The following is a 16010-nucleotide window of genomic DNA, read 5'->3' as shown; positions in this document are numbered from 1 at the left end:
GGATCGGTGGCGGGGCCGAACGCCCACCGCCACCGATCGCCCGGAGTGCCAGGCAAACGGCCTGACCTGCGGATATCCACAGCACGGGTGATGCGCGGATGCCGCATCCGAGCCGCATTCGGGCTTCTGGCCAGCGCGAACACGCCTGTACGTCCTATGGTGTTTCCCTGCCCGATGTCAGCCGGAGGGGTGGGCGATGCCGGTCAAGCGCTTACGTTTGGTGCAGTACCGTAAGGCCGCTGGCTATACCCAAGAGGGACTGGCCGAATACCTTGGTGTCGAACGTTCTACCGTTGGTCGCTGGGAGAGTGGCGAAACCGAGCCGCAGGCGTACCTACGACCGAGGTTGGCCCGCGCGCTCACCATCACGTCGCAAGAACTGCAAGCAGCTCTGGCCGATGTCACCGTGATGCAAGCGCGGCCGAACGAACGTATGACGCATGCGCTGCGGAATCCAGCGTCGGCCGACTTGGTGGTCGTCGCCTATCTGCACCAGCGGCTGAGGCAACTGGATGAGTCCTACGACAAGGCGTCGTCCACGGGACTGCTGGGCCCGGCCGGACAGGTGCACGGACAGGTGAAGTTCCTTCGAGAGAACGCCACCAACCCCCGCGTACGCAGGGCGCTGTACGAGGTCGAAGCCGACTCAGCCACGCTCGTGGGCCAACTGGTGTGGGATGTCAGCCAACGACGCGACCACGACGCCCCCTTGGGCTACTTCCGAGACGCCGTCGATGCAGCCCGCCACGCGCGTGATCCCTGCATCGAGGCGTACGCGACCCTTCGCATGGCCTACGTGGCGCTGTACGGGGAGAAGAACCCGAGAAGCGGCGTCATGCTCGCGCAGCGAGCGGCCGAGGCCGCCAAGGCGGTCAGCCCGTCACTCACCGGGCTGTCCCTCCTCCACGTTGCAGAGGGGCACGCCATGACCGGCGCGACCAGTGAGTGTGAAGCGGCGCTGAAGAAGGCGGAAGAACAGTTCGACCGCGTCCACCCCGATGATGTGGCTGCGCCGTACTACACACCCAACGAGTACAACCGGCTGGCGGGATCCTGCTATCTGTCCCTGGGACTGCCTGAACGGGCCGAACCGATCCTCCGTACGACCACGAGGGGACTGGCGGCCAAGAAGAAGTCTCAGGCCATCGCGCTGGGCAACCTGACCTTGGCGCTCATCCGGCAGGGCAAGCTCGATGAAGCGGTGAAGACTATGCACCGGACCATCGACGCCGTGGAGCTGACGCGCGGGGGCGGCGGCCTCAACGTGGCGTACTCCGCGGGTCGTGAGCTACGGAAGTGGCGGCACGAACCATGGGCGCAAGAGATCAACGACCGGTTGCTGGCCTTGATGGCGGCGCTATGAGTGGGGGTGGGGAGTACGTGAACGACATCGAGTCATCCAAGCAGGCGCTGCGTGAGAAGGTGTGGCGCCGCCTGATCGACGGCGGCGGCGCACCCGCCGACTCGTACGGGAAGATCCCTGGCTTCTACGGTGCTGAGGCCACGGCGGAACAACTGGCCGGTCAGGACTTCTGGCAGCGCGCTGCCACCGTGAAGGCGAACCCCGACTGGGCGCAGCTTCCGGTCAGGGTCCGTGCGCTCAAGGACGGCAAGCGCGTCTACATGGCTGTGCCTCGTATGGCTTCACTCGAACCCTTCTACCTGCTCGACCCAGAGAGCCTCGGTCTTCCGCCCGAGGAGGCCGCCGAGAAGAAGGGCGCGGCTCAGACCGCCCGCCGGCTCGGGGTGGAGTCGATGGAGCCCATCGACGTGGTGGTGTGCGGCAGCGTCGCAGTGAATCGGTCGGGGGTACGCATCGGGAAGGGTGCCGGGTACTCCGACCTTGAGGTGGCGCTCTTGATCGAAGCGGGTCTCGTCACGGACGAAACGGTGATCGTCGCACCGGTTCACCCGCTTCAGGTGATCGAAGAGGACATCCCCGAGACCGAGCACGACTTTTCTGTGGATTACATCGTCACACCCGACGAGGTGATCCCCTGCCCTGACCGCCGCCGCCCGCCGGGCGTCGTCTGGGACGACCTGACTGCCGAGAAGCTCGCGGCGATCCCGGTACTGGCGGCCCGTCACCGGGCAAGGCCGTGATGAGCAACACGAGAGCCGGTGGCTGTCGCAGGAGTTCGTCGTCCCAACGCCGTCCCTCGGCAGGGTGTCGTCCGGCGCGATCCATCCCGGGGCCGACCGTGTCGTCCGTAAGCTCCGCACTCCGAGGGCGTGATGAGAGGGGATGACATGACCGACGAGGGCGCGCGGGTCTTCCGGGAGGCGTGGATCGCCGGAGTGCGGAAGCACTTCCCCGGCGATCCCAAGCCGAGCTACGTGACCCCGTGGGAGGAGACGCCCGAGTGGGAACGCGCGGCCGCGGGTGCCGTGTACGCACAGGTCCGCCAGTTACTGGAACTGAGCGGCGGCCACGCGTCCCGCCTCTCACGTGAGCAGAAGGGCCGGTTCGTCGCGACGAGCTGGACGGCGCAGATGTACAAGCACTTCGAGGACCCCAAGCCGGGGTACGTGGCCGACTGGCCCGACCTGCCGGACTGGCAGAAGGAGACCGACGCGGACATCTTCGAGGCGGTCGAAAAGAGCCTTCGGTAGGAATCCACGGGGCCGACGGTGAGCAACCGCCGGCCCCGAACGGAAAAGCCGCTGACGTGCGCTACAGCACCGGCAAGTTCTTCCGCAGTTCGAAGGCCGTGACCTCGCTGCGGTACTCCTCCCACTCCTGCCGCTTGTTGCGGAGGAAGAAGTCGAAGACGTGTTCGCCGAGGGTTTCGGCGACGAGGTCGCTGCGTTCCATCAGGGTCAGGGCCTCGCCGAGGTTCTGGGGGAGGGGCTCGATGCCCAGGGCGCGGCGTTCGGCGTCGGAGAGAGCCCAGACGTCGTCCTCGGCGCCCGGCGGGAGTTCGTAGCCCTCCTCGATGCCCTTGAGGCCGGCGGCGAGGAGGACGGCGTAGGTCAGGTACGGGTTGGCGCCGGAGTCGATGGAGCGGACCTCGACGCGGGCCGAGCCCGTCTTGCCGGGCTTGTACATGGGGACGCGGACCAGCGCGGAGCGGTTGTTGTGGCCCCAGCAGATGTACGAGGGGGCCTCGCCGCCCGCGCCCGCGGTGCGCTCCGTGCCGCCCCAGATGCGCTTGTACGAGTTGACCCACTGGTTGGTGACCGCGCTGATCTCCGCCGCGTGCCGCAGCAGCCCCGCGATGAAGGAGCGGCCGACCTTGGAGAGCTGGTACTCCGCGCCGGACTCGTAGAACGCGTTGCGGTCGCCCTCGAAGAGGGAGAGGTGGGAGTGCATGCCCGAGCCGGGGTACTCCGAGAACGGCTTCGGCATGAAGGTGGCCTGGAGGCCCTGCTCCAGCGCGACCTGCTTCATGACCAGCCGGAACGTCATGATGTTGTCGGCGGTGGAGAGCGCGTCCGCGTACCGCAGGTCGATCTCCTGCTGGCCGGGGGCGCCCTCGTGGTGGGAGAACTCCACCGAGATGCCCATCGACTCCAGCATCGTGATCGCCTGGCGGCGGAAGTCCATGCCGATGTTCTGCGGGGTGTGGTCGAAGTACCCGGAGTTGTCGGCGGGCGTGGGGACCGAGCCGTCCACCGGCTTGTCCTTCAGCAGGAAGAACTCGATCTCCGGGTGGGTGTAGAAGGTGAAGCCCAGGTCGGAGGTGCGGGCCAGGGCGCGCTTGAGGACGTAGCGCGGGTCCGCGAAGGACGGCGAGCCGTCCGGCATCAGGATGTCGCAGAACATCCGGGCCGTCCCGGGGGCCTCCGCCCGCCAGGGCAGCACCTGGAACGTGGCCGGGTCCGGCTTGGCGATCATGTCGGACTCGTAGACCCGGGCGAAGCCCTCGATCGCGCTGCCGTCGAAGCCGATGCCCTCGTCGAACGCCTGCTCCAGTTCGGCCGGGGCCACGGCCACGGACTTCAGGAAGCCCAGCACGTCCGTGAACCACAGGCGTACGAACCGGATGTCGCGCTCCTCCAAGGTCCGGAGCACGAACTCCTGCTGCTTGTCCATCTTCCGCTTCCCCATCCTTGCTGGTCAGGCCGCCTGTCTCCGGTGCCGCAGGAGGCGGTCGAGCACCTGAGCATCCCACCACACGTCCGTTTCGCGCGCGTTGCCGACCATGATCGGCCCGGCGGCCCGGTACTGAACGGTTCCGGTGCGGCGGGTCTCCGCTCTCCCCGCAGCGTAGAGGCCATGTGTTCGATCGGGCCATTCCTGGGGCCCGGGTACACCGGATCCCGCGCACTCCCTACGACCGGCGCCCCTTTCCGTCCTACGATCAGCGGACTCACAGCCGCTTTCCCAGAAGGGCACTACCCCATGGGCTCCGCCAAGAAGAGCAGCAGCCAGGCGCGGCAGGCGCGCATAGCCGAGATGCGGCGCGCGGAACAGGCACGCGAGCGCCGCGGGCGCCTGCTCACCATCGGCGTGAGCGCGGTCGTCGTGGCCGGTCTCGTCGTAGGCGGCGTCCTGCTGGTGCGGTCGGGGTCCGACGACCCCGGCGGCACCGCCTCCGACGGCAAGGGCGCCGGCACGTTCGTCACCGGCGAGGACGGCGTACGGACCTGGAAAGGCACCCTCTCCCGCAACCACGTCACCAAGGACGTGACCTACCCGATGAAGCCCCCGGTCGGCGGCGACCACGACCAGGTCTGGATGAACTGCGACGGCGACGTCTACGACAAGGCCCTCGACGACAAGAACGCCGTGCACGCCCTCGAACACGGCGCGGTCTGGGTGACGTACACCGACCAGGCCCCGAAGGCCGACGTCGACGCGCTGGCGGCGAAGGTGGAGAAGACGCCGTACTCGCTGATGAGCCCCTACCAGGGACAGCGGGACCCGATCATGCTGAGCGCCTGGGGGCACCAGCGGACGGTGACCGGCGCCGACGATCCGGCGGTCGACGCGTTCTTCGAGAAGTACGTGCAGGGCGAGCAGACGCCCGAGCCGGGCGCCGCCTGCACCGGGGGACGGGCCAAGTGAGGCGACGGGTCCGCCGTACCGCCGCCGGGGCCGTCGCGGCGGCGCTCCTCGCGGCGGGCGCCGTCACCTGGGTGGTCACCCGGGACGGCGGTACGGACCCGGTGCCGGCGGCGGACTCGGCGGACGCCGGGTTCGCCCGGGACATGGCCGTCCACCACCAGCAGGGCGTCGAGATGGCGTACCTGGTGCGCGACCGCACCGACGACGAGGAGGTGCGGCGGCTCGCCTACGACATCGCGCAGACGCAGGCCAACCAGCGCGGCATGCTGCTGGGCTGGCTCGACCTGTGGGAGCTGCCCAAGGTGTCGTCCGACCCGCCGATGACCTGGATGGGCATGGGCGGCATGCCCTCCGCGGGGCCCGGGTCGCTGATGCCGGGGATGGCCACCGACGCCGAGATGGCGAAGCTGGACACCCTCAGCGGCCAGCGGGCGGAGGTCTACTTCCTGCGGCTGATGACCGAGCACCACAAGGGCGGCGTGCACATGGCCGAGGGCTGCGTGCGGCGCTGCTCGGTCAAGGCGGAGAAGCGGCTCGCCGACAGCATGGTCGAGGCGCAGCGGTCGGAGATCGCGCTCATGGCCGACCTGCTGCGCGAACGCGGCGCGACACCGTCGGCGTGACCTGCGGCGCGACACCGCCGGCGTGACCTGCGGCGCCCCGTCTGACCTGCCGTGCCCCCGCGCGACCTGCGGCGCCCTCGCCTGACCTGCGGCGCCTCCGTCTGACCTGCCGTGCCCCCGCGCGACCTGTGGCGCCCTCGCCTGACCTGCGGCGCCCTTGTCCCACCTGCCGCCTCCGTCTGACCTGCGGAGCCCCCGCCTCCCTCCATCGCGTCGGTCTGACGATTACACTGGTTCCGTGCCTCAACTACGACTCGCCCTGAACCAGATCGACTCCACCGTCGGTGACCTCGCGTCGAACACCGAGTCGATCGTCCGCTGGACCCGGCACTCCGCCGAGCAGGGAGCGCACCTCGTGGCGTTCCCGGAGATGGTGCTGACCGGGTACCCCGTCGAGGACCTGGCCCTGAGGTCGTCCTTCGTCGAGGCATCCCGCGCCGCGCTGCGCTCGCTGGCCGCCCGCCTCGCCGGGGAGGGGCTCGGCGAACTGCCGGTCGTCGTGGGCTACCTCGACCGGAGCGAGACCGCGCAGCCGAAGTACGGGCAGCCCGCGGGCTCCCCGCAGAACGCGGGTGCGGTGCTGCACCGGGGCGAGGTGGTGCTGACCTATGCCAAGCACCACCTGCCCAACTACGGCGTCTTCGACGAGTTCCGCTACTTCGTGCCCGGCGACACCATGCCGGTGCTCCGGGTGCACGGCGTCGATGTCGCGCTGGCCATCTGCGAGGACCTCTGGCAGGACGGCGGCCGGGTCCCCGCGGCCCGCTCCGCCCGCGCCGGGCTGCTGCTGTCCATCAACGCCTCGCCCTACGAGCGCAACAAGGACGACACGCGGCTCGAACTGGTGCGCAAGCGGGCCCAGGAGGCCGGGTGCACCACCGCCTACCTCGCCATGACCGGCGGCCAGGACGAACTGGTCTTCGACGGCGACTCGATCGTCGTCGACCGGGACGGGGAGGTCGTCGCGCGGGCACCGCAGTTCTCCGAGGGCTGCTTCGTCCTCGACCTGGACCTGCCGGCCGCGGCGCCCGACGCGCCGACCGGGACCGTCGACGACGGGCTGCGCATCGAGCGGGTCGTGCTCTCCGAGGAGCCCCTGCCGGCCTACCCGCCCGAGCTGACCGGCACGTACGCCGACCGGCTGGACGACGACGAGGAGGTCTACTCGGCGCTCGTCGTGGGCCTGCGCGCCTACGTCGCCAAGAACGGCTTCCGGTCCGTGCTGATCGGCCTCTCCGGCGGCATCGACTCCTCCCTCGTCGCCGCCCTCGCCTGCGACGCGGTCGGCGCGGAGAACGTGTACGGCGTCTCCATGCCGTCGAAGTACTCCTCCGAGCACTCCAAGGACGACGCCGCCGAGCTGGCCCGGCGCACCGGGCTGCACTACCGCACCGTCGCCATCGAGCCGATGTTCGACGCGTACATGGGGTCGCTGGGCCTGACCGGGCTGGCGGAGGAGAACCTCCAGTCCCGGCTGCGCGGCACCCTGCTGATGGCGATCTCCAACCAGGAGGGCCACATCGTCCTCGCCCCCGGCAACAAGTCGGAGCTGGCGGTCGGCTACTCCACGCTGTACGGCGACTCGGTGGGCGCGTACGGGCCGATCAAGGACCTCTACAAGACCTCCGTGTTCCGCCTGGCCGAGTGGCGCAACCGGGCCGCCGCCGAGCGCGGGCAGACCCCGCCGATCCCGGAGAACTCCATCACCAAGCCGCCCAGCGCCGAACTGCGGCCGGGGCAGGTCGACACGGACTCGCTGCCGGACTATCCCGTCCTCGACGCGATCCTGGAGCTGTACGTCGACCGCGACCGCGGCGCGGACGAGATCGTCGCCGCCGGGTTCGACCGGGAGCTGGTGGCGCGGACGCTGCGGATGGTGGACACCGCGGAGTACAAGCGGCGGCAGTACCCGCCGGGGACGAAGATCTCGCCCAAGGGGTTCGGCAAGGACCGGCGGCTGCCGATCACCAATGGGTGGCGGGAGAAGGCGTAGGGGGTACGCCCTCGGGGGCGGGGCGTTGCCGGGTGCCGGTGCGTACGGGGACGGGGACGGGGCCGGTCGGCGCCCGGCGCGGGCGCGTGTTCCGGTGCCGGCCGGCGTCGGCGTCGGCGCGGGCGCGTGTTCCGGGCCGGTCCGCGTCGGCGCGGGCGCCCCGCTCGCCGGTGTCCGTGCCCCCCGTCCGGTTAGGCTCTGGCCACGACGACCTTGATCAGACGGGAGGCCGGACATGACCGCGCCGGGACGCAGGAGCAGTACCTTCACGCGACTGCTGCGGCACGGGTTCACCGACGCCTCCGCCGCCGAGCGCCTGCTGGACAGCCCCGAGCTGGTGCCCGTCCGCAACGACCCCGTCCTCCTGGAAGCGCTCGGCGCCACCGCCGACCCCGACCTCGCCCTGCGCGGCCTGGTCCACCTGCTGGAGGCCCAGCCCGGCCCCACCGCCCGCCGCGAGCTGCTGGACACGCTGATCGCCGCCAAGCCGCTGCGCGACCGGCTGCTCGGGGTGCTCGGCGCCTCCGAGGCGCTCGCCGACCACCTCGCCCGGCACGCCGGGGACTGGCGGGCCCTCGTCACCTACGAGCCGCGCGACCTGCACCCCGGCGTCGAGGAGTTCGAACGCGGCCTGGCCGGCGCCGACGACCCGGTCTCCCTGCGGGTCGCCTACCGGCGCTGCCTGCTCTCCATCGCCGCCCGTGACGTGTGCGGCACGATAGACGTCGCCGAGACCGCCGCCGAGCTGGCCGACCTCGCCACCGCCACCCTCCGCGCCGCCCTGCGCATCGCGGCCGCCGCCGCGCCCGAGGACGCCGCGCTCTGCCGGCTCGCGGTGATCGCCATGGGCAAGTGCGGCGGCCACGAACTGAACTACGTCTCCGACGTCGACGTGATCTTCGTCGGCGAACCCGCCGAGGGCGCCGACGAGACCCGGGCCGTGCGGGCCGCCACCCGGCTCGCCTCCCACCTGATGCGGATCTGCTCCGAGACCACCGTCGAGGGCTCGATCTGGCCCGTCGACGCCAACCTGCGGCCCGAGGGACGCAACGGCCCGCTGGTGCGCACCCTGAGCAGCCATGTGGCGTACTACCAGCGCTGGGCCAAGACCTGGGAGTTCCAGGCGCTGCTCAAGGCCCGGCCGGTGGCCGGTGACGCCGCCCTCGGCGCGGAGTACGTCGCCGCGCTCCAGCCCCTGGTCTGGGGGGCCGCCGAACGCGAGAACTTCGTCGCCGACGTGCAGAAGATGCGCCGCCGGGTGGTCGAGAACATCCCCGCCGCCGAGGTCGACCGGCAGCTCAAGCTCGGCCCGGGCGGGCTGCGGGACGTGGAGTTCGCCGTCCAGCTCCTGCAACTGGTGCACGGCCGGGCCGACGCCTCGCTGCGCAGCGGGACCACGCTGGACGCGCTGCGCGCCCTGTCCGCCGGCGGCTACGTCGGCCGCGCCGACGCCACCCGGCTCGACGAGGCGTACCGGTTCCTGCGCTCCCTGGAGCACCGCATCCAGTTGCACCGGCTGCGCCGCACCCACCTGGTGCCCGAGGACGAGGCCGACCTGCGGCGCATCGGACGCTCGCTGGGCCTGCGCACCGACCCCGTCGGCGGGCTGCTGCGCGAGTGGCGGCGGCACGCCTCCGTCGTACGGAAGCTGCACGAGAAGCTGTTCTACCGGCCGCTGCTCGACGCGGTCGCGGCGCTCGCCCCCGGCGAGGCCCGGCTCAGCGCGGAGGCGGCGCGCGAGCGGCTGGTCGCGCTCGGGTACGACGATCCGGCCGCCGCGCTGCGGCACCTGGAGGCGCTGGCGTCCGGGGTGTCGCGGAAGGCGGCCATCCAGCGGACGCTGCTGCCGGTGCTGCTGGGCTGGTTCGCGGACTCCGCCGACCCGGACGCCGGCCTGCTGAACTTCCGCAAGGTCTCCGACGCGCTCGGCAAGACGCCCTGGTACCTGCGGCTGCTGCGGGACGAGGGCGCCGCCGCGGAGAACCTCGCCCGGGTGCTGTCCGCCGGGCGGCTCGCCCCCGACCTGCTGATGCGGGCGCCCGAGGCGGTCGCCCTGCTCGGCGACGGCGAGGGCGCGGCGGGCGGCGGACTGGCGCCCCGCTCGCGGGCCGCGCTGGAGCAGGAGATCCTCGCGGCGATCCGCCGCGCCGACGGCGCCGGCCAGGCCGTGACGGCGGCCCGCGGGGTACGGCGGCGGGAGCTGTTCCGCACCGCCGCGGCGGACATCGTCGGGTCCTACGGCACGGAGGCGCACTCCGCCGAGGCCGACCAGGGGGCGCTGGTGGACCGGGTCGGGTCGGCGGTCTCCGACCTGACGGCGGCCACGCTGGCGGGCACGCTCCGGGCGGTGGTGCGCGAAGGGTGGGGCGACGAGCTGCCGACCCGGTTCGCGATCATCGGGATGGGGCGGTTCGGGGGGCACGAGCTGGGTTACGGGTCCGACGCGGACGTGCTCTTCGTGCACGAGCCCCGGGACGGGGTGGCCGAGCGGGAGGCCGGGGAGGCGGCGAACCGGGTCGTCTCCGAGCTGCGGCGGCTGCTCCAGGCGCCCAGCGCGGACCCGCCGCTGATCGTCGACGCGGATCTGCGGCCGGAGGGCAAGTCGGGGCCGCTGGTGCGCACGCTGAAGTCGTACGAGGCGTACTACCGCCGGTGGTCGCTGGTGTGGGAGTCGCACGCGCTGCTGCGGGCCGAGTTCGTGGCGGGCGACGAGGACCTGGGGCGGCGGTTCATCGAGCTGATCGACCCGCTGCGGTACCCGGCACGCGGGCTCGGGGACGACGCGGTACGGGACATCCGGCGGCTGAAGGCCCGGATGGAGACGGAACGGCTGCCGCGCGGGGCGGACCCCAAGCTGAACGCGAAGCTGGGGCCCGGGGGGCTGTCGGACGTGGAGTGGACCGTGCAGTTGACGCAGTTGCGGCACGGGCACGAGGTGGCCGGCCTGCGGACGACCCGGACCCGGACCGCGCTGGCGGCGGCCTGCGCGGCGGGGCTCATTTCTGAGGAGGACGCGGCGATCCTCGACGAGGCGTGGGTACTGGCCACCCGGGTCCGCAACGCGGTGATGCTGGTCCGGGGCCGGGCGGGGGACACCTTCCCGTCCGACAGCCGGGAACTGGCGGCGGTGGGCCGCTACCTGGGCTACGGCCACGGCCACGCGGGCGACATGCTCGACGCGTACCGCCGCACGGCAAGGCGAGCCCGAGGAGTGGTGGAAGACCTCTTCTACACCTGACCTGCCGGACACGCTCCGAGGCCCCCAAGCGCCCGCCCCGCCCACCCAGCCGCAGCGCTTCGGGGCGCCCGCCCCACCCACCCAGCCGCGGGGCCCCGGTCGGCCGACCCGCCCGCCCAACCGCGGGCAGTCGTGCCGCTGGGGCGGCACGGGTGGGCGCGGGCGGCACCCCGCAGCGCCGGGCCGCGCGACGCCCCCGGTCAGCTCCCGCCGGGCCCCGCAGCGCCGGGCCGCGCGACGCCCCCGGTCAGCTCCCGCCGGGCCCCGCAGCGCCGGGCCGCGCGACGCCCCCCGGCCAGCTTCCCCCGGGCCCCGCAGCGCCGGGCCGCGCGACGCCCCCGGTCAGCTCCCGCCGGGCCCCGCAGCGCCGGGCCGCGCGACGCCCCCCGATCAGCTCGCGCCGGGCCGCGCAACACCCCCGGTCAGCCCCCCGAAGGCCGCCGCGGCAACCCGTACGGAATCCCCCCGTACCAAGCCCACGCAACCCCATACCCGAAGGCCAGACACAGCGCACCCCCCACCGCATCGAGCCAGAAATGGTTTGCCGTGGCCACGATGACGACCAGCGTGGCCGCCGGATAGAGCAGCCCCAGGACACGCGCCCAGGGCACCCTCGCCAGGGCGAAGATCGTCAGACCGCACCACAGGGACCAGCCGATGTGCATCGACGGCATCGCGGCGTACTGGTTCGACATGTTCTTCAGGTCGCCGGAGGCCATCGACCCCCAGGTCTGGTGGACCATGACCGTGTCCACGAAGCCCCCGCCGGTCATCAGCCGCGGCGGCGCGAGCGGATACAGGTAGTAGCCGAGGAGGGCGACCGCCGTGGTGGCGAACAGGACGAGGCGGGTCGCCGCGTACCGGCCGGGATGGCTGCGGTAGAGCCACACCAGGACACCGAGGGTGACGACGAAGTGCAGCGTCGCGTAGTAGTAGTTCATACCGACGATCAGCCAAGTCACGGAGTTGACCGCGTGGTTGACCGACTCCTCGACCGCGATGCCGAGCCGGTGCTCCAGCTCCCAGATCCGGTCCGCGTTGCGCAGCGCCTCGGCGCGCTGCTCCGGTACCGCGTTGCGGACGAGTGAGTACGTCCAGTAACTCACCGCGATCAGAAGGATCTCGAACCAGAGACGGGGCCGGCGCGGGGTGCGCAGCCCGCGCAGCGGGCCCGGCCCCCGCTCGTCCGTGACGGAGCGCGGGAGGGCCGCTTCCCGGCCTTCCGTCGTCGTCACGGTCGTGTCACCCATGGGCACAGAGTCTGCCAGAAAAGCTTACTGTCACCGATCATCCCTCCGTCGGGTTCTGGACGCATGTTCTACGCCGACGGGAGGTCCTCCGCGCTCCGTCTCAAGGAGGACTCAGGGGCGGGTTCCCGGAGCGGACGCCGTCGAACCCCTGACCACCAACTCCGGCATGAACACGAACTCGCTGTGCGGAGCGGGGGTGCCGCCGATCTCCTCCAGCAGGGTGCGGACGGCGGCCTGGCCCATCGCCGGGACCGGCTTGCGGACCGTGGTCAGGGGCGGGTCGGTGAAGGCGATCAGCGGGGAGTCGTCGAAGCCGACGACGGAGATGTCCTTGGGGACGTCCAGGCCGTGCTGCCGGGCCGCCCGTATCGCGCCCAGCGCCATCATGTCGCTGGCGCACACCACCGCAGTGCAGTCCCGGGCGATCAGCGCGGTGGCCGCCGCCTGCCCGCCCTCCAGGGTGTAGAGGGAGTGCTGCACCAGGTCGGCCTCGACCGTCTGGGCCGGCAGTCCGAGCTGGTCCTGCATGGTGCGGACGAAGCCCTCGATCTTGCGCTGCACCGGGACGAACCGTTTCGGTCCCAGCGCCAGGCCGATCCGGGTGTGGCCGAGGGAGACGAGGTGGGTGACCGCCAGCGTCATCGCGGCCCGGTCGTCGGGGGAGATGAACGGCGCCTGCACCTTGGGCGAGAAGCCGTCGACCAGCACGAAGGGCACGCCCTGCGCGCGCAGCCGCTCGTAGCGCTCGGTGTCGGCGGTGGTGTCCGCGTGCAGCCCGGAGACATAGATGATGCCGGCCACCCCGCGGTCGACCAGCATCTCGGTCAGCTCGTCCTCGGTGGAGCCGCCCGGCGTCTGGGTGGCCAGCACCGGGGTGTAGCCCTGTCTGGTCAGCGCCTGGCCGATCACCTGGGCCAGGGCCGGGAATATCGGGTTCTCCAGCTCCGGGGTGATCAGGCCCACCAGCCCCTCGCTGCGCTGCCGCAGCCGCACGGGGCGCTCGTAGCCGAGGACGTCCAGGGCGGCGAGGACGGACTGGCGGGTGGTGGCGGCGACGCCCGGCTTCCCGTTGAGGACGCGGCTGACGGTCGCTTCGCTCACTCCCGCCTGGGCGGCGATGTCGGCAAGCCGTGTGGTCACAGGGGTGGACTGTACCGGCCGTCCGCTCCCTTGCCCACCGACCGGACGCCGGGCCCGACTTGTCGGACGGCCTGGCGCGGGCTGCTGCGTCATCGCGCTCCCTAGAAGAGTTGTCGGCAAGATCTTGCAGAGTCTTGCATGTGATCGGACTGTGTAAAGAAGCGTCTCACGGCGGTCGCCGATGCGTCACGTACGGATAACGACCGAGATCTCTTGCACTTTTTTGCTGCAAGGTCTTTCGAAACGCTTTCAGCGCTGTTACGTTCACGTCGCCCGGCGGCGGCAACGGCGCGGTCGGCAAGTCGACAGGAGCGGCGGACGGGACCGCCTCCTGCACACACGGGCTTTTCACCCTCAAGGAGAACTCATGCGGCGTGGCATAGCGGCCACCGCGCTGGTGGCGTCCCTCGCCCTGGCGGCGACGGCCTGCGGCGGGAGCGACAGCGGCGACTCGGCCGGCGGTCCGGTCACCATCACCTGGTGGGACACCTCCAACGCCACCAACGAGGCGCCGACGTACAAGGCCCTGGTCAAGGAGTTCGAGGCCGCCCACAAGGACGTCAAGGTCAACTACGTCAACGTCCCCTTCGACCAGGCGCAGAACAAGTTCGACACCGCCGCCGGTTCCAAGGGCGCCCCCGACGTGCTGCGCTCCGAGGTCGGCTGGACCCCCGCTTTCGCCAAGAAGGGCTTCTTCCTGCCGCTGGACGGCACCGAGGCCCTCGCCGACCAGGACACGTTCCAGCCCAGCCTGATCGAGCAGGCCAAGTACGAGGGCAAGACGTACGGCGTCCCCCTGGTCACCGACACCCTCGCCTTCGTCTACAACAAGGAACTGTTCGCCAAGGCCGGCGTCGAGGCCCCCAAGACCTGGGACGACCTGAAGAAGGCCGCCGCCACGATCAAGGCCAAGACCGGCGTCGACGGCTACTGGGGCTCCACCGCGGGCTACTACGCGCAGCCGTTCCTCTACGGCGAGGGCACCGACACCGTCGACGTCGGCGCCAAGAAGATCACCGTGAACTCGGCCGCGGCCAAGAAGGCGTACGGCACCTGGCTGAGCCTGTTCGACGGCAAGGGCCTGCACAAGGCCGACACCACCGCCGACGCCTACGCCCACATCCAGGACGCGTTCGTCAACGGCAAGCTCGCCTCGATCATCCAGGGCCCCTGGGAGATCACCAACTTCTACAAGGGCTCCGCCTTCAAGGACAAGGAGAACCTGGGCATCGCCACCGTCCCGGCCGGCTCGACCGGGAAGGCGGGCGCCCCGACCGGCGGCCACAACCTCTCCGTGTACGCCGGCTCCGACGAGGCCCACCAGAAGGCCGCGCTGAAGTTCGTCAACTTCATGACCTCCGCGAAGGCGCAGGAGACCGTCGCGCTGAAGAACTCCACGCTGCCCACGCGGGACGACGCCTACACCGACAAGGTCAAGGCCGACCCGGGCATCGCCGGCTACCAGGGCGTGCTCTCCGCCGCCCAGCCGCGCCCGGCGCTGCCGGAGTACAGCTCCCTGTGGACCCCGCTCGACGACGAGCTGCCGAAGATCGCCGGCGGCAAGGAGTCGCTGGACGAGGGGCTGAAGAACGCCGAGACGGCCATCACCAAGCTGGTGCCGGACTTCGGCAAGTGAGCCCGCGCGGCCGTCGGGTCCCCCGGCAGAGGGGGAGGGGACCCGCCGGCCGCCGGCCCCGGTGCCGTACCCCTTGATCCGCAGGATTCCGAGAAGGTTGTCGAACCATGACAGTCGCCATCGACCGCGCGACCGGCAAGCGCCGCGGTGACCGCACGCCCCGGCCCGGGCTGGGCCGGCGCCTGAAGAACGGCTACCAGAGACACTGGTACGCCTACGCCATGATCGCGCCGGTGGTGATCGTCCTCGGCGTCCTGGTGCTGTACCCCCTGGCGTACGGCTTCTACCTCACGCTCACCGACGCCGACAGCCTCAACTCGGCCCGCACCATCGGCGTCAACGAGATCGAGGCCACCTACAAGTTCGTCGGCCTGGACAACTACGCCGACATCCTGTGGGGCGAGACCGCCTACGACCGGTTCTGGTCCCACTTCCTCTGGACGGTGGTGTGGACGGCCGCCTGCGTCACCCTGCACTACTGCATCGGCCTGGGCCTGGCCCTGCTGCTCAACCAGAAGCTGCGCGGACGCACCTTCTACCGGCTGATCCTGGTCCTGCCGTGGGCCGTGCCCACCTTCGTCACCGTCTTCGGCTGGCGGTTCATGCTCGCCGACTCCGGCATCATCAACTCCGCCCTGGAGGCGCTGCACCTGCCGGCCCCGCAGTGGCTGGAGGACACCTTCTGGCAGCGGTTCGCCGCGATCATGGTGAACACCTGGTGCGGTGTGCCGTTCATGATGGTCTCGCTCCTCGGCGGCCTGCAGTCCATCGACTCCTCGCTGTACGAGGCGGCCGAGATGGACGGCGCCAGCGCCTGGCAGCGGTTCCGCCATGTCACGCTGCCCGGTCTGCGGGCGGTCAGCTCCACCGTCGTCCTGCTGGGCGTCATCTGGACCTTCAACCAGTTCGCCATCATCTTCCTGCTGTTCGGCAACACCGCCCCGGACGCGCAGATCCTGGTGACCTGGGCCTACCAGCTCGGCTTCGGGCAGCAGCCGCGCGAGTTCGCGCAGTCCGCCGCCTACGGCATCCTGCTGCTGGCCGTGCTGATCGTCTTCACCTCCTTCTACCGCCGCTGGCTGAACCGTGACGAGCAGCAGCTCGCGATCTGAGGCATCC

Annotated in this window: 12 protein-coding genes; 9 read left to right on the top strand and 3 right to left on the bottom strand. The window is 71.1% G+C overall.

Features of this window, described 5'->3' with window-relative positions; all coding sequences use genetic code 11:
• The first annotated feature begins 196 nt into the window (after nt 1-196).
• The 3 genes from IE316_RS00375 to IE316_RS00365 all read left to right on the top strand — a co-directional run bounded on the left by IE316_RS00375 (nt 197) and on the right by IE316_RS00365 (nt 2613).
• Nucleotides 197-1363, top strand: coding sequence for a helix-turn-helix transcriptional regulator (locus tag IE316_RS00375; protein ID WP_190202029.1), 1167 nt, complete (start codon nt 197-199; stop codon nt 1361-1363).
• A complete protein-coding gene (locus IE316_RS00370) occupies nt 1360-2103 on the top strand; it encodes a 5-formyltetrahydrofolate cyclo-ligase (RefSeq protein ID WP_190202028.1) in 744 nt (247 codons plus the stop codon). Before IE316_RS00375 ends, IE316_RS00370 begins: the two co-directional genes overlap by 4 nt.
• Before the next feature lie 147 nt (nt 2104-2250).
• A complete protein-coding gene (locus tag IE316_RS00365; protein WP_190202027.1) occupies nt 2251-2613 on the top strand; it encodes a hypothetical protein in 363 nt (120 codons plus the stop codon).
• A gap of 61 nt (nt 2614-2674) precedes the next feature.
• Here the strand turns inward: IE316_RS00365 and glnA2 are convergent, their stop codons facing one another.
• Complete coding sequence (gene glnA2, locus IE316_RS00360; protein WP_190202026.1) at nt 2675-4036, bottom strand: gamma-glutamylpolyamine synthetase GlnA2; 1362 nt, start codon at nt 4034-4036, stop codon at nt 2675-2677.
• Between the two features lie 309 nt (nt 4037-4345).
• Here glnA2 and IE316_RS00355 point away from each other — a divergent pair, with 309 nt between their 5' ends.
• The 4 genes from IE316_RS00355 to IE316_RS00340 all read left to right on the top strand — a co-directional run bounded on the left by IE316_RS00355 (nt 4346) and on the right by IE316_RS00340 (nt 10865).
• Nucleotides 4346-5011 carry a thioredoxin-like domain-containing protein gene (locus IE316_RS00355; RefSeq protein ID WP_190202025.1) on the top strand — a complete coding sequence of 222 codons (666 nt, stop codon included), beginning with the start codon at nt 4346-4348 and terminating at the stop codon, nt 5009-5011.
• Nucleotides 5008-5634 (top strand): DUF305 domain-containing protein, encoded by a 627-nt coding sequence (locus tag IE316_RS00350; RefSeq protein ID WP_190202024.1) that lies wholly within the window; start codon nt 5008-5010, stop codon nt 5632-5634. The genes IE316_RS00355 and IE316_RS00350 overlap by 4 nt, the downstream gene beginning before the upstream one ends.
• 238 nt (nt 5635-5872) lie before the next feature.
• The gene (locus tag IE316_RS00345) at nt 5873-7627 is read left to right on the top strand and encodes an NAD+ synthase (protein WP_190202023.1); all 1755 of its coding nucleotides are present in this window, start codon (nt 5873-5875) and stop codon (nt 7625-7627) included.
• 235 nt (nt 7628-7862) lie between these two features.
• A complete protein-coding gene (locus IE316_RS00340; RefSeq protein WP_190202022.1) occupies nt 7863-10865 on the top strand; it encodes a bifunctional [glutamine synthetase] adenylyltransferase/[glutamine synthetase]-adenylyl-L-tyrosine phosphorylase in 3003 nt (1000 codons plus the stop codon).
• Between the two features lie 422 nt (nt 10866-11287).
• Here the strand turns inward: IE316_RS00340 and IE316_RS00335 are convergent, their stop codons facing one another.
• Together IE316_RS00335 and IE316_RS00330 are read right to left on the bottom strand one after the other, a co-directional pair.
• A complete protein-coding gene (locus tag IE316_RS00335) occupies nt 11288-12115 on the bottom strand; it encodes a phosphatase PAP2 family protein (RefSeq protein WP_190202021.1) in 828 nt (275 codons plus the stop codon).
• Nucleotides 12116-12226: 111 nt separating this feature from the next.
• The gene (locus tag IE316_RS00330; protein ID WP_268257622.1) at nt 12227-13255 is read right to left on the bottom strand and encodes a LacI family DNA-binding transcriptional regulator; all 1029 of its coding nucleotides are present in this window, start codon (nt 13253-13255) and stop codon (nt 12227-12229) included.
• Nucleotides 13256-13622: 367 nt separating this feature from the next.
• Between IE316_RS00330 and IE316_RS00325 the strand changes: the two genes are divergently transcribed.
• On the top strand, nt 13623-14891 hold the full coding sequence (locus IE316_RS00325) for an extracellular solute-binding protein (protein ID WP_190202019.1): 1269 nt from the start codon (nt 13623-13625) through the stop codon (nt 14889-14891).
• Between the two features lie 107 nt (nt 14892-14998).
• Nucleotides 14999-16003 carry a carbohydrate ABC transporter permease gene (locus IE316_RS00320; RefSeq protein WP_190202018.1) on the top strand — a complete coding sequence of 335 codons (1005 nt, stop codon included), beginning with the start codon at nt 14999-15001 and terminating at the stop codon, nt 16001-16003.
• The last annotated feature ends 7 nt before the right edge of the window (nt 16004-16010 follow it).

Source organism: Streptomyces fumanus, assembly GCF_014655295.1.
Lineage (GTDB): Bacteria > Actinomycetota > Actinomycetes > Streptomycetales > Streptomycetaceae > Streptomyces > Streptomyces fumanus.
Note: the sequence above shows the minus strand (reverse complement) of the source record. Positions and strands in the feature narration are given on the sequence as shown.

Bases quoted from the DNA above. Each gene is read 5' to 3' on its own strand.
- IE316_RS00375 (WP_190202029.1), top strand. From the start codon at position 197: ATGCCGGTCAAGCGCTTACGTTTGGTGCAGTACCGTAAGGCCGCTGGC.
- IE316_RS00370 (WP_190202028.1), top strand. From the start codon at position 1,360: ATGAGTGGGGGTGGGGAGTACGTGAACGACATCGAGTCATCCAAGCAG.
- IE316_RS00365 (WP_190202027.1), top strand. From the start codon at position 2,251: ATGACCGACGAGGGCGCGCGGGTCTTCCGGGAGGCGTGGATCGCCGGA.
- glnA2 (WP_190202026.1), bottom strand. From the start codon at position 4,036: ATGGACAAGCAGCAGGAGTTCGTGCTCCGGACCTTGGAGGAGCGCGAC.
- IE316_RS00355 (WP_190202025.1), top strand. From the start codon at position 4,346: ATGGGCTCCGCCAAGAAGAGCAGCAGCCAGGCGCGGCAGGCGCGCATA.
- IE316_RS00340 (WP_190202022.1), top strand. From the start codon at position 7,863: ATGACCGCGCCGGGACGCAGGAGCAGTACCTTCACGCGACTGCTGCGG.
- IE316_RS00335 (WP_190202021.1), bottom strand. From the start codon at position 12,115: ATGGGTGACACGACCGTGACGACGACGGAAGGCCGGGAAGCGGCCCTC.
- IE316_RS00325 (WP_190202019.1), top strand. From the start codon at position 13,623: ATGCGGCGTGGCATAGCGGCCACCGCGCTGGTGGCGTCCCTCGCCCTG.
- IE316_RS00320 (WP_190202018.1), top strand. From the start codon at position 14,999: ATGACAGTCGCCATCGACCGCGCGACCGGCAAGCGCCGCGGTGACCGC.